General features: G+C 25.7%; 10 protein-coding genes. 1 reads left to right on the top strand and 9 read right to left on the bottom strand.

The annotated features are described in order from the left end of the window. Positions 1 to 14: 14 nt before the first annotated feature. The 8 genes from gap to MCORR_RS02000 all read right to left on the bottom strand — a co-directional run bounded on the left by gap (position 15) and on the right by MCORR_RS02000 (position 12677). Positions 15 to 1028 (bottom strand): type I glyceraldehyde-3-phosphate dehydrogenase, encoded by a 1014-nt coding sequence (gap, locus tag MCORR_RS02035; protein ID WP_104207927.1) that lies wholly within the window; start codon positions 1026 to 1028, stop codon positions 15 to 17. An 83-nt stretch (positions 1029 to 1111) separates the two neighbouring features. Further along, positions 1112 to 2050 (bottom strand): DnaA ATPase domain-containing protein, encoded by a 939-nt coding sequence (locus tag MCORR_RS02030; protein ID WP_104207926.1) that lies wholly within the window; start codon positions 2048 to 2050, stop codon positions 1112 to 1114. 1 nt (position 2051) lies between these two features. After that, on the bottom strand, positions 2052 to 3011 hold the full coding sequence (locus MCORR_RS02025) for a DnaD domain protein (protein ID WP_104207925.1): 960 nt from the start codon (positions 3009 to 3011) through the stop codon (positions 2052 to 2054). A gap of 163 nt (positions 3012 to 3174) precedes the next feature. Continuing rightward, positions 3175 to 4002 (bottom strand): bifunctional DNA-formamidopyrimidine glycosylase/DNA-(apurinic or apyrimidinic site) lyase, encoded by an 828-nt coding sequence (gene mutM, locus MCORR_RS02020; RefSeq protein WP_104208019.1) that lies wholly within the window; start codon positions 4000 to 4002, stop codon positions 3175 to 3177. A gap of 8 nt (positions 4003 to 4010) precedes the next feature. Next, a complete protein-coding gene (polA, locus tag MCORR_RS02015; RefSeq protein WP_104207924.1) occupies positions 4011 to 6695 on the bottom strand; it encodes a DNA polymerase I in 2685 nt (894 codons plus the stop codon). A 14-nt stretch (positions 6696 to 6709) separates the two neighbouring features. Continuing rightward, positions 6710 to 9670, bottom strand: a complete 2961-nt coding sequence (gene dnaE, locus MCORR_RS02010; RefSeq protein ID WP_104207923.1) for a DNA polymerase III subunit alpha — start codon at positions 9668 to 9670, stop codon at positions 6710 to 6712. Between the two features lie 12 nt (positions 9671 to 9682). Then, positions 9683 to 10873: a tRNA uracil 4-sulfurtransferase ThiI gene (thiI, locus tag MCORR_RS02005; RefSeq protein ID WP_104207922.1), complete on the bottom strand. Its 1191-nt coding sequence runs from the start codon at positions 10871 to 10873 to the stop codon at positions 9683 to 9685. A 16-nt stretch (positions 10874 to 10889) separates the two neighbouring features. Then, the gene (locus MCORR_RS02000; RefSeq protein ID WP_104207921.1) at positions 10890 to 12677 is read right to left on the bottom strand and encodes a hypothetical protein; all 1788 of its coding nucleotides are present in this window, start codon (positions 12675 to 12677) and stop codon (positions 10890 to 10892) included. A gap of 306 nt (positions 12678 to 12983) precedes the next feature. Between MCORR_RS02000 and rpsD the strand changes: the two genes are divergently transcribed. Then, positions 12984 to 13610, top strand: a complete 627-nt coding sequence (gene rpsD / locus MCORR_RS01995) for a 30S ribosomal protein S4 (RefSeq protein ID WP_104207920.1) — start codon at positions 12984 to 12986, stop codon at positions 13608 to 13610. A 217-nt stretch (positions 13611 to 13827) separates the two neighbouring features. On the opposite strand, the gene tyrS is transcribed toward rpsD, so the two are convergent. Then, on the bottom strand, positions 13828 to 15069 hold the full coding sequence (tyrS, locus tag MCORR_RS01990) for a tyrosine--tRNA ligase (RefSeq protein WP_104207919.1): 1242 nt from the start codon (positions 15067 to 15069) through the stop codon (positions 13828 to 13830). Positions 15070 to 15078: the final 9 nt, after the last annotated feature.

Genomic DNA, 15078 nt, shown 5'->3' with positions numbered 1-15078 from the left:
TCAATTTATAAAGACTATAATCCCATGAAGTATATAGTTGTTCTAACTAATTGTGAAACGTATGATGATTCATTATCATATCAAGCACAAACAGTTACTAATTGTTCTCCATCAACTTCAGTTATTTTGGTTAAAGTTGCATCAAATATTGAACCATATGATGAACCTATTGTATCTGCTGAAACAATTTGTTGATTGTTGAATTTAATTGCTTTTGCTAATTCAGCGTCAGCTTTAATTGCAGCTTCAACTTTTTTGTTAACTTCTTCAACACTAGTTTTTTTACCTAATGTTAAAGTTACATCAGTGATTGAACCTGTAATTGTTGGAACACGCAATGCATAACCATCTAATTTATTTTTTAAATTAGGTAAAACTAATGAAACAGCTTTTGCAGCTCCAGTTGTTGAAGGAACAATGTTTCATGCAGCGGCACGTCCTCTTCTTAAGTCTGAGTGAGGTAAGTCTAATAATTTTTGGTCATTAGTTACAGCATGAACTGTTAACATTTTACCTTTTTTAATTTCAAATAATTCATCCATTATTTTAGCAACAGGTGATAAACAGTTTGTTGTACATGAAGCCCCTGAAATAATAACATCTTCTTTTGAAAGGTTTTTATGGTTAACACCATAAACGATTGTTTTCATTTCTCCAGTAGCTGGAGCTGAAATAACAACTTTTTTTGCACCTGCAGTTAAGTGAGCTGATGCTTTTTCTTTATCAGTATAAAAACCTGTTGATTCAATAACTAAATCAATTCCTAATTTAGCTCATGGCAAGTCAGCAGCATTTCTTTCTGCATAAATTTTAACTTCTTTCCCATCAACAATGATTGAGTTTTCAGTGTAAGAAATTTTTCCTTCTTGAAATTTTCCTTGAGCTGAATCAAACTCTAATAAATAAGCTAGAGTTTTAGTATCTGTTAAGTCGTTAACAGCAACGATTTCAACACCTTGGTTGAATAATTGTCTAAATGTTAGACGCCCGATTCTTCCGAATCCGTTAATAGCAACTTTTTTTGACATTTTAAAAATATCTCCCTCTTTGTATGTTAATACATATATATATTTTACACCATTTTTCTAATAATTAAAACAGTTGATTTATTTTAAACTAAATTTCTTTTTGATTTTTCACCTTTAAGGTTATAACTTGAAGATATAGCTTTAATTCTTTCAATAAATCTATCAACTTTCTTTTTTTCAGTAGTTTTTGGTTGAGACTTAATTGTGTAAATATTATTTAAATCAACTGAGCTAAAGTTTGAAGTAAAAAATGTTAATTTTTGATGATCCATTCTGTAATTAAAAATACTAAACCAAAAATTATCTCTTGATCATAGTGAAACCATTTCACCTGCAAAATCATCAATAAACAAAACATCGCATTTTTTTAAATTTTTTATGAGCATTACATTTTTTGAATCTTTTTCTGAAAATTGTTCCTTAGCATTTTCAATTATATTAGGTGCTGTACAAAATACAACATTCCCTCCTCTTAAACACGCTTCATTTGCTAGAGCTCTTAAAAGATTAGTTTTACCAATACCTAAATTTCCCCAAATATAATAACCTTTTTTATAATTATTAACCTTATCTTCTAAATACTTAACAATTACTAATCCTGCATTCTCAATCAACCTTTTTCTTTCTAGTTTTTCATTTTCATCAAATATTTTATTTTCAGATAACCCTTTAAGATAACCCTTGACTGTTTGTGGAAATAAATCAACATCGAAATCAACATAACTATAATTAGATTTAATTAGATGATTTCTATTTTCAAAAATAAAGTGTGCACAGTTAAAATAAGTTATATAAAACTTTTCATCTCTATAACTTAAATTACTTTGCATCCCTTTGATCAATTGTTGACAATTAATAAGTGGACCCGCTGTGCATAAAATATATTGACTAGCAAATTCTTCAAGAATATTTTGATTGGTTTTTATAACTTCATCATTTATTGGGTAATTACTATTTTCAAATTCTTTTTTTATTCTTAAAAATGAATCATTTGAATTTAAAAAACTGACCAGCTTTTCCATACTATCACTCTATTTCTATATTGTCATTTAAAACAACATTAGATGCTTCAATTATTTTTGTTGGTGATTGCATTACAGAAGATTCAACAAACTTAACAGAACTTGTTTTTTTAAAAGAAATTGAGCTCAAGAAGTTGTGTACTAAATATACTGAATTCATTTTTTTCATATAAATAGTTTCGGCAATTTTGCTAACATATCTAAAAATAAAATTTTTATTATTTCTTATATATGAATAATAAATTAAACAATTAACAATATCATCATTAAACTCAAAGTCTTTTTTTAATTTATTAATAGCATTAATTGTTATGTCATTAGGATTTATTCCAATACACATATTATAATAAGTTACTCAGTTATTTGATTGCATAGTTCTTATTTGTTCTATTTCAAAATCTTTTAAGGAATGGTTATTAAAAACTTCATTTTTGTATTCGGATTTATTTAAGCGTAAATCTAATTGAGATAAAAATTTATCTGATGGATCAAATAATTCTTTTTCAATATCAATGTATTCTTCGTTAATAGTAAATGTTGTTTTTTCTTTGAAAAAAAACATTGTCGATTCAAAATTATCACAATCTAAGGCTTCAAACAACAATTCTTTAAGTTTATGATTATTTAAAAATTTTTTAGCACTTAATGGTTTGTTAACAATGAAGACAATATTGCTTGTAGATTTTTCTTTGTAAACTTTTAAAAGTTCTAATTTGGTTAACTTAGATAAACTAGTTTTTAACCTTTTTTCACTAATGTTTGTAAGTTTAATAAGTCTTTCAATTTCAAAAACTGCTGATTTCATTTTTTTTGTTCATGATGATTCAAAAATTAAAGTGTTATAAACACCTATAGCAGATGCCCCTATTAAAGGTTGATATAAGTTTATTAAAATTATATGGTCTTCTGGACTTATTTTATTGCTAACTTCGACGCTATATTTTTTATTTAAAAAACTCATATTTAACTCCTTGTTTATAAGTATAAATATAATTAATTTTTTTATAAAATACTTGTAATTTTTAGTAGTTTTTTAAATTCAAAAGTGTATGTTTGAAAACTTTATTACGTGTACTATACAGGGTAAAGGTTTTTTTGCTTTTTCCACTTTTCCACATTAAGTGTTACTTTTGACATTCAGTACAAAAGTATGTTCCTCTACCACCAATTTGTGTTTTTATTATTGGTTTTTTGCATTCAAAACATGGTTTGTTCTCCCTTAAGTGAACTTTAAGTTCATTTTGAAATTGACCTTCAACATTTTCCCCAGACTTATAAGAGTGTATAGAAGAGCCTTTAAGCTCAATAGCTTTTGTTAAAATTAAGTTTGAAAACTTAATAATATTTTTTATTTCTTTATCACCCAAAGTTTTTGTTATTCTGTCTGGAGCTACTTTTGCAGCAAATAAAATTTCATTAACATAAATATTGCCTATTCCACAAACAACTTTTTGATCTAATAAAAATGGTTTAACTTTAACATTTTTTTTAATTGCAGCTTTTTTTAAATATTCAAAAGAAGGGTTATTATTCAGTGGTTCAGGTCCCAAGTTGCTTATTCCACTTTCTTTTAAATATGACTTGTTATCTCAAACTTCTAGTGTACCAAACTTTCTAGAATCATAATATCTTAGTCATTCGTTATTTGATAACTCAAATTCTATTCTTAAATGCTTTTCATTATACACATACTTATCTTTTGAACTAACACTTCATTTTCCTTCCATACGAAGATGACTGATCATTTTGAAATTTTCAAGATTAAAAATAAGATACTTTCCATAATTTTGAACACTTATTATTTTTTGATCTAATACTTTATCAAAAAAGTCATTTTCCTTATTTCGTCAAATTAATTTTGGCATAAAATTTTCACCATTAATAATTCTCAAACCAGGTAAAATTTTGTTAAGTTCATTAGCAACTGTTCTGACTTCTGGTAATTCTGGCATATCTTCACCTACTTTAATTCTAGTCAATTATTTCCAATTGACACATTAACTTCTAATTCTACTTTAACTTCTTGATTAACACCAATTATTTTTAATAAATCTATAAATGCATTTTTCATATCTTTTTCAATAATTTTAATTATGTGATCATATCCTTTATCAGGAATTTCAAAAATAATTTCATCATGAATTTGAGCAACCATAGCAACAGGTAAATTTTGTAATTTAATATTTTTATAAATATTAATCATAGCAACTTTTAAAATATCTGCAGCTGTTCCTTGAATTGGCATATTGACAGCTATTCTTTTCCCAAATTCTCTTATCTTGGCCATTGGGGAGTTTAATTCATTTATTACTCTTCTTCTGTTAGAAATTGTTTGTGAATAACCCTCATTTTTAGCTATAGATATTAATTCTTTTTTAAAATTTTCAAACTTAGGAAACGCTTTGTAATAATTTTGAATATATTCATTTGCTTGCAAAATAGAAACATTTAAATCATTACTTAAACCATAGCCACTTAAACCGTAGATTATTCCAAAATTGAAAATTTTTGCTGTTCTTCTTTGACTAGCATCAACTTTTTCATTTTCTTCTAAATGAAAAATTAACCTTGCTGCTTCATCATGAACATCTCTTTTTGTGTTGAAAATATCTAATAGATTTGTTTCATCCCCTAATTCAGCTAAAACTCTTAGTTCAATTTGCGAATAATCAAAAGATAGAAACTTTTTATTTGGTTCACAAACAAAAATTTTTCTGACTTCTTTTTGAATATCGTCTTTTACAGAAATATTTTGGATATTTGGATCAGATGAAGATAATCTGCCTGTATTAGTTAAAGTTTGGTGAAGAATTGTGTGAATTTTATTATCACTAAAAATAAATTTTTCAAAACCCCTTAAGTATGTTGAGTATAATTTTGAGAGTTTTCTGTGTTCTATTAAATATTCGATTATTGGGTGCAAACCAATTAATTTTTCTAATGAATCCCTGTCAGTAGAATTCTTTTTATTAGATTTTAATTCTAGTGTATCAAACAATAATTCTTTAATTTGTTTAGGAGAAGCAAAGTTAAAATTTTGTGGTATTTTATTTTCTAAAATAAAAAGCATTTTTTCTTCAAGATGATCAATTGCTTTTAGAGTTTTTAATGTCTGTTTTTCCAATTCTTTTCTGTCTATATGCAAACCTTGCTTCTCAATTGAATATAAGACTTCTATAAGTGGGAATTCAATATTAGCAAAAAGTTCATATTGGTTTTTTTCTTTAAGTTTTAATATCATAGCATAATGAGATTCTTTCAAACAAATTGTTTTGCATATTAAATAACTGTATTTAATACTATTATCTATATCAAAAGTTTTTTTAACACCCTTACCATAGACTTCTTCGTCATTAGGTATTAAATCTTTATTAAACAATACATTTATATTTTGTAAATTAGAAACAAGGTTTGAATCCAAGATATACATAGCAACCATTAAATCACAAACAAAACTTTCTTGATTGTAATTTAAGTTGTGGTTATCAAATAGTACTCAAGTTTTTTTTAAATCAAAAACAATTTTTTTATTTTGCTTAGACATTAAAAACTTATTAAAATAAATTGCATTTGATCAATCATTTAATATGAAATTACCTTTATCATTTACAACAACTATTGAAAGGATTTTTCCTTTATGGTAATTTTCTTCAAAAGTTTCAATATACAAATAATTTTCTTCACTTCAATACTCTTCATCTAAATCGTTTATTAAATTATATGTAAATTCAATAGATGGTTTCATTTCTGCATTATTTGTTTTGTCATTTATAAAATTAGCTCTTCCTGTTAATCGGCTTACCAAAGATTTCATTTCATATTTGTTTAAAAAATTAATCATTTTATTAATGTCAATTTCTAATTCTTTAAACTCAACTGACTCCATTTTAACTTCACAATCAATAGTAGCTATTTCTTTACACAAAAATGCAGATTCTTTATCTTTTATAAGTTTATCTTTGACTCCACCTTTAATTAAATCTATATTTTCATAAATCCCTTTTAAATTATTGTAATCTTGAATAAGTTTAGTAGCTGTTTTAGGGCCAACACCTTCAACACCTTTTAAATTGTCAGATGAATCACCCATTAAACCTTTAAAATCGGGTATCTGAGATGGAGATATACCATATTTGTCGAATAATTCATCTATGCCAAAAAGTGAAATAAAACCTTTTTCAGAAGTTACAATTCTTGTTTGATTTGATATAAGTTGAAACATGTCTTTATCGCTACTAAAAATTTCAATTTCAAAACTTGGGCTTTCTTTTTCAGCTTTTTTTACCATTGTGCCAATTAAATCATCAGCTTCATAATTTTCTAGTTCAAATCAATCAATATTAGCTGATGTTAAAAACTCACGTGCTATAGGGAATTGTTTTATCAAGTCATCAGGGGTTGATGCTCTACCTGCTTTGTAATTTTCTAATTTGTCATGTCTAAAAGTTTTTTTACCTTTATCAAAAGCAACCTTAACATCATAATATTGTCTTTCTTTTAAAAGGTTAGTTATCATATTTGCAAAAGAATAAACTGCATTTGTTGGAATACCACTAGAAGTTGTTAAAGTGTACCCTTGGTATGCTTGAGCATAATAAGCTCTAAATATTAATGAATTTCCATCAATCAAAAGTATTCTTTTCATGTTATTTCCTTCTATTATTTTATTGGCTTAACTATTTTATTAAATACACCGGTGGTTTTTTGACCATACTCTTGTACATTGATTTCAATTATATAATTTTTATTTAATATAATCTCATTTTTAATTTCTTTAAATGTGGATGCGAAAATTGTTATATCTAAAATGCCAGTTTCATCTAAAAACTCAATGAAAGCCATTTCTTCATTTTTTTTATCATTAATTGTTTTAATTTTGACAATTTGACCTATAAGATTAATATTTCTTGTATTAGGAACTAACGTGTCGATATCTTGAGGTTTAAAAAAAGCATTTTCATTCTTAATTTTTGTTATTGGATTATCATTTATATAAAAACCAAATATTTCTTTTTCATATTGTGATTGAACAACTAAATCAGTTTCTTCTATTTCAACTACTCGGAATTTATTTTGTTGTTGATCTAATGATTTATCATGTGCAATAGAATTAATAAAACCAAATACAAATTGTTTATTAGAAACCATAGTGAAACTATCATAACCAAAACAATCAAATGCTCCACTTTTAGCTAAAGCATCATAATTATTTTCTGTAATTCCAGCTTTTTGACTATAAAAGAAAAAGTTGTTTAAATCGCTAAATAAATCTTGATGTTCTTGACTTTGATTTCTAAGATTCAAAACAAAATCTTTATTTATACCATTAATTATTGTTAGTGGCATATAAAGTTTTTTTTGAACACCTACATAATTAATATTTAAATTTTTAATTGAAGGTTTAACTATTTCCACTCCATATTTTTTCAATTGTTGAATATATAGTTTACTTTTAACTTTATCACCCAAAGAATGATTTAATAAGGCTGAGTAAAATTCAGCAGGATAATAAAACTTAAACCATGCTAATCAGTAACTTATAAAAGAATAAGCAATGGCATGCGACTTATTAAATCCATAATTAGCAAATTTTTCAATTCAAATTCAAATATTTGTTGCTTTTTCAATAGATATATTATTGGACTGTGCATTTAAAATAAACTCATTTTTAAATCTACTCATATACTTAACATCTTTTTTACTCATAGCTCTTCTAATTATGTCAGCTTTACCAAGTGTAAAATTACCTATTTTTTGCAAAATATTAATTACTTGTTCTTGATAAACTATAATACCAAATGTAGGTTCTAGTATTGTTTTTAAAGCAGAGTCTACATAACTTAATTGTCTGCTTTTTTTATTTTGAATATATTGTGGAATCATTTCTTGAGGTCCTGGTCTGAATAGTGCTGAAGCAATAGCTATATCATCTATGCTTGAGACATTCATTTTTCTTACAACATCAGTCATACCCTCAGATTCTAGTTGAAAAATTCCAGTTGTTTCTCCTTTAGATAATAAATTAAAAACCTTTTGATCTTTTAAATTTATGTTTAAAAGATTAATGCTTTTTTTATAGTTCTTATTAATCAAATTTATTATTTGATTTAAAGTAGAAAGATTTCTTAAACCTAAAATGTCCATTTTTATTAAACCAGTTTCTTCTAAATGATTCATATTAAATTGAGTTTGAGAAATGCCGCCAACCCCTTCTTTTATTGGAACAATTCCTCTTAAATCATTATTAGTTATAACAACTCCAGCAGCATGTGTTCCAGTTTGTCTTGGCATCCCCATTAATTTTTTGGTTAACTTAAAAATAAAATCATATTCATTAGATTTAGAATATGATTTCAATAAAATACTTTTATTGATAATGGTATCAAAGTCTTGGTCAAAAGCGCTAGCTTCTTTGCTCATAATATTTACTGTTTCCATATCAACATTAAAAACTCTACAAGAATCTCTAAATGCTGATTTAAAAGCAATAGTTTGAAATGTGACAATAGTAGCAACGTTAAATTTACCATATTTTTCAAACAAATACTCTACAACTTCATTTCTTCTATCATCTTGAAAATCTATATCAATATCAGGCATAGTTATTCTTTCAGGATTTAAAAATCTTTCAAAAAGCAAACCATACTCAATAGGATCAATTGTTGTAATTTTTAGTAAAAAAGAAACCAAACTTCCTGCAGCAGAACCTCTCCCAGGGCCTACTAATATGCCTTCTTTTTTTGCAAATAAAACATAATCTTGAACAATTAAAAAGTAATCTGCAAATCCTGTTTTTTCAATTACAGACAATTCAGTATTTAATCTTTCAATATAATCTATTTTAGCTTTTTCAGAAAAAACATTTTTTTTAAAATAGTTTTCTAGTGATATAAAACACAAGCTCTTTAAAAAGTTAAATGAAGGTATATTGTTGGGCGTATTATAAACTCCAAAATGAATTTCATTATTTTCCAATATTTCATGAAAACTTTTAAAAGCTATTTGTTTTAAAAGTTTATCGTTATCAGGATAAATATCATCAATATTGTCATCTGGATAAGATTCATCAATATTATAAATATCACCAGCTTCTTGATAAGAAATGTTGTTTTTTAAAGCATACAAAGCTAAAAAGTATTTTTTATCTTCAACATCAAAATATCTAATTGCATTTGGGTAGATCTTAATGTAATTAAGATCATAAAAATTTTCTTCTTGAACTAAACTATTTTTTTGTCTAAATTCAGTTACATTTGTTATTACAATATTATTTGTATCAACATATTTATTTATTATGTTAATTTTAAAATTATTATCTTTAATATTATTTAAATTTAAATCAGAAGATATATAACAAATGTTTTGATAACCTTTTTTATTTAGTGGTAATATATTAATAAAATTTTTGTCATCAAGTTCAACACCAACACCAATAACTGGTTTTATATTATTAATTTTGCATTTCTTAACAAAATCAGCGACTCCAAACATTGTAGTATTTTCAAAATAAAATAAATGTGTAAATTTGTGTAACTTAGCAAATTGTATATATTCATCTATTTTAATGAGTGACTTTTGAAAGTCATAAACTAGTTTAACATTAAGTTGTGGTGAGTACATGACCTTCTCCTTCTATTCTTGTTTGATGAATTCCCCATTAATTAACGAAAATTTTTCAATACTATTCTCTAATGTATAATCCAATAGTTCATTTCAAAGAATTGCATTTTCTTGTTTTTCAGCTGTTCACCTTTTTGGTTTTGTAACTGGATTTTTGGGGACGAATAGTGAACAAGCATCATCGAATGGCAAAATTGATGTTTCATATGTTTTAATTTTTTTAGAAATAGCAATTATTTCTTCTTTGTCATGTGTTAATACGGGTCTTAAGATTGGTATGTCACTAACACAATTTATTACATCAATACTATTAATAGTTTGTGACGCAACTTGACCTAAACTTTCACCAGTAATCAATGATTGATGACCTTCTTTTAAACTTAATTTATTTGCTATTCTTATAAACATTCTTCTCATAATAGTTATTTTGTAGCTTTGTTCTGGAATATGTTGAAGTTCTTGAAGTAACATTGAAAAATTACATACATAAAGATTAAAATTTTTTGAATTAAACTTAGAAACTATCTTTGCTAACTCAAAAACTTTTTCAAGTGCATCTGGTGTTGTGTGTGGCGGAGTCATAAAGTGAATAAAATCAACTTGCATTCCCCTTTTCATTGTTAAAAAAGAAGACACAGGAGAATCAATTCCACCGCTTAAAAGAGATAAAGCTTTTCCACTAACACCTACAGGTAACCCTTTAAGGCCTTCAATTCTTTCTGAAAATACGTGTGCTGCATCATTTTTTATAAGTATTTCTATTTTTAAATCTGGATTTTTTACATCAACAATTAAATCACCAGCTGCTTTTAAAATCATAGGAGCTAGTTCTAATTTAAGATCAGCACTAGACATAGGAAAACTTTTATCTTTTCTTGCTATTTCTAACTTAAATCTTTTTTTATCAGAACTATTAACTATTTTTAAAACTACTTTAAAAATTTCTTGAATATTTCTATCACACTTTTCTATTACAGAAAATGAATAAATACCAAAAACGTTTTTTAATTTATCTATTATTTCATTAACAAGTAAATCATCAACATCTAAAACCAATGAATTATTATCCTTAATGTACTTTATTTTGTCTTTTTTAAAAGAACTTAGTTGATTTTTAATGTTGCTAATAAGCTGTGATATAAAAATGTGTTTATTATTACCTTTTAAAGTTAACTCTCCATATCTTATTAAAATACTTTTCATATTTGTTTGTTACCTTCTAATATGCTATTGCTGTTTTATTTTTTTGTTTAATATTTCTTAAGAATGCAATATTTTTATTCAAACATTCCTTGTACTTTGCAGCTTCAAATGCTTGAATAGATTTTTCTATTTCTTCATCAAAAGATTTTATGCCACTAAATCTTGCAGAATAAGCTAATGACATTTCAGCTAATTTTGCAATATAAACTCACTGTGCCATTTCAGTTTTTGTTTTAGCGATTGTTGAATTGTACTCATCTAGTATTTCTGAAAAATCATCTATATTTTTTTGTGAAGCAAAAACTTCATTATCATTTTTTAAAATATTTTCACATTCCTGAAGTTTAGAAAAATAAGTTTGAATAAAAGGGGTGAAACGTTTCAATTCATCTATTTTTGGGTTTTTAGCCAAAATGAGTTCTGTTGCTAAAAGCATTTTTTTAAAGCTAATTATTTTTGACTCTAATTCAATTTTAAAATCATCTAAACTTTTCATTGATATTCGTATAGCAACTAGTTCATTAAGAATAATTTTTGAGTTTTCATATATTTCCTTTATTTCCTGACCTTTTTTCTTATGATTTGTTGCATACTGTTGTTCTTTTGACTTAACTGGTTCTGTAAATATATCAAGTGCTTTATTTCTTATATTTTCAAAACTTCTTTTAATTGAATCAATTTTTCTTTTTTGTTGAACTATTTTTATACCAAATTTAGCATTGAAATCGACCATTTCAATGCTTTTCAAGATATCAGAGTTACATTGGTTAAAAACATTTTCTAAATGTGAATAGTTTGATTTTATAAAGTTTTTGATCAACATTTCGTATTGAAGATTAGACTCATGTTTTTTGATTTGTTCTATCATTCTAAAGCAACGCTTATAAGCTTCATCTATTTTTAACGAGTAGATATCAATTTTTGCATTTTTTATGAAATTTATATAAGAATTTTCTAAAGCAATAAAAGCATTTAAATTTTTCTCTTTTTCTTTATTACTTAAGTTTATAGACTGAATCTCGTTTAATATTTTTTGTAATCTTTCTCTTATTTCGTGATCTACCATGTTTATTATTTTATCTGTGCTATCAATAAACTTTGTTATTTCTCCAAGAAGAGAACTAACTGCTTTTAAATTTTCAACAGCATTTGAATATTTAGCTGCTTTTATGAAAGATAAGGAATTACTCAAACCTATTTTTAAAGAATATAATTTACTTTCTTTTAAAGATTGCACTCTTCATATTTCTGCAGATTTTGCATCTTTTTTTTGATTTTTATCATTCAAGATTTCAACTATAGTGTTTGCCATATCATTTATTTTTACAAATCAATTTCTAGTTATAGTTTGCAGTTCTAAAATTTCTTGAGCATTTAATACTGTTTCTTTTGCATCCAAATTCAATAATTCTATTTTTGAATTCAAATCTTTTGCTTTTAAAAAGTTCGAAAAAAGAGGCCATGATCTGCTTGAATTTGAATCTAAAAATAATGTTGTTTGCTTACATAAAGATATAAACCTTTCCCCATACATTTCATAATAATTTCTAAATAATATATTAAAACTATCTTCAATATTTTTATTAGTTCTATTTTTAGTAGCAACTGTATTGACACTAACCAATCACTTAGTAACAGGAATGTAATCTATTTTTTCTAAAGTTTGAGAGTTTTTATAAGTATATTCTATTGTTTTTTTGTAAATTATGAACCAAGCAAGAGTTATTGACATACCTATTAAAGAAATGACGATTAGGACTAAACTTAATGTATTTATTGTTAGATTTTCTGATTTTAAATTCATTTAGTTTCTACCTTCATCTTTCTTTAGTTTTTATTTATTTAAATTATATCAATTTTTGTTATTTTTCAGAGTCTTAAAAACTATAAAAATACATAAAAATACATAAAAGCATCAAATTGAACAAAAAAATGTTTATAATATTTAAAGTTATTCTTTATATTCTGCATAATGAATATTCACTAAATTCTGTTTAACAACAATTAAAAAAGTAACTCTTTGCAGTAAGGGCGAATCGTTAAACTGGTTAGTGGGGAATTTATTAAAGATTATTTTTAATAACGCTTACATTTTTAAAAAGGAGAAAGTATGTCAAGATATACAGGATCAACATTTAAAAAAGCAAGAAGATATGGTTTTTCAATTCTTGAAAACGGTAAAGAATTTAGCAAAGGTAAAAAAAGAGTTACTACACCAGGACAACACGGGAAAGATAAAACCCGTTTAAAGATTTCTGGGTATGGTGCTCAATTGCAAGAAAAACAAAAAGTTAAATTCATGTATGGTATGACTGAAAGGCAATTTAGAAACACATTTGCTAGAGCAAAAAAAGTTCATGGAGGGATTCTTGGTACTAACTTCTTAGTTTTACTAGAATCAAAATTAGACAATATTGTTTATAGACTTGGTTTTGCAATGACAAGACAAGCCGCAAGACAATTAGTTAATCATGGACATATTTTAGTTAATAGCAAAAAAATTGATATTCCTTCATACCAATTAAAACCTGGAGATAAAGTTGAAGTTAAAGAAGCTACAAAGAAAAATGAAAAAGTTTCTGAAGCATTACAAAACAACGCATCAACTGTGGAATTTGTTAAAGTTGACAAAAATGCAGTTAAAGGTGAATTCTCAAGATTACCAGAACGTCAAGAATTAAATGCTGAAATCAATGATGCTTTAATTGTTGAATGATACAACCGTTTAATTAAATAATTTGATTAAACAAAATTAAAAAGAGCTCTTCCGAGCTCTTTTTTGTTTTTTTGATTGAGAGAAAAAATAAAATGTTAATTTGATAGTAAAAGTGTAATAATGTTTTTCAAATTTGAGCTTTTCAGTTTTCTGTAAAGCGGTATACAATGTATACCTATTTATTATTATAAATAAATAATTCCAAAAATCAATAATTTATTTGGAAAAAATATTTTTATTATATTATTGTTAAAACAAAATAACTTTTTTTGCCTTTTTTGATTATAATTTTATTTTCAAATATAGGATTAATATCAGCTATTAAAAGATCTTCTTTAACAAGAACAACGTTATTATAGCTTATTGCTTTTGAAGCAATAAACTCTCGCAACTCTCTTTTTGATTGAACTGCTTTAACTTTAATAAGCGAATCTGCAAGAGATTCATTTTTTTTAACTTCTATCGAGTTCATTGATTTAATTGCTAATTCAATTAAGCTTTTATCCAAATCAAAAATGCTTCCTTTAAAAAAGCCTTCAGTTAATAATTTAGCTTGGTCTAATTTTTCCTGTCCATGTACAAAATTAGTCAAACTTTCAGCTAGAGCTTTTTGCACATGTCTATTTTTAGGTTCATTTCTGTGCGTTTCAATTAATTTCTTTATTTCATTTTCATTGTAAAAAGTTAAAAACTTAATAAAATTTTGTGAATCTTCATCTGTTTGATTCAATCAAAATTGGTAAAAATTATAAACACTTGTTTTATTTTCATCTAACCAAATTGCCCCAGAGGATGTTTTCCCAAACTTAGTCCCGTCTGCTTTTAGTAATAAAGGTATTGTAACTCCAACAGCTTCGGTTTTGTCTGACCCCACTTTTGAAGATATATAATCAGTACCACTTGTTAAGTTACCTCATTGATCACTTCCACCAAGTTGAACCTTGCAATCATCATTTATATACAAATGATAAAAATCATAAGCTTGTAGCATTGTGTAAGAAAACTCAGTAAATGATAATCCTGTACTTATTCTAGTTGCAATTGATTCTTTGTTTAGTAAATAACTTATATTAAAATCTTTTCCAACTTCACGTAAAAAGTCAATCATTGAAAATTTTCCTAATCAGTCTTTGTTGTTTTTAAACTCAACACCTTTAATAATTGATTTTAATTGTTTTTCAATACTATTAAAATTTTTCAATAATTGTTCATTTGTTTGAAGTTGTCTTTCATCAGATTTAAATGATGGGTCACCTATCATACCAGTTCCACCGCCAACTAAAGCTATTGCTTTAAAACCAAAATCTGAAAACCTTTTTAGCATTATTATCATCATTAGGTGGCCAACATGTAAAGAATCAGCTGTTGGATCAAAACCACAATAAACTGCAGAATGATTTTTTTCAGCTTTCAATAGTCTTTCTTCATTTGTTATTTGTTTTATCAATCCTCTTCATTGCAATTCTTTTAATATACTCATGTTTATCCC

This window comes from Mesoplasma corruscae (assembly GCF_002930145.1).
In the GTDB taxonomy this organism is placed as follows: domain Bacteria; phylum Bacillota_I; class Bacilli_A; order Mycoplasmatales; family Mycoplasmataceae; genus Entomoplasma; species Entomoplasma ellychniae.
The sequence above is the reverse complement of the archived record's forward strand: the minus strand, read 5'-3'. Positions and strand labels throughout refer to the sequence as shown.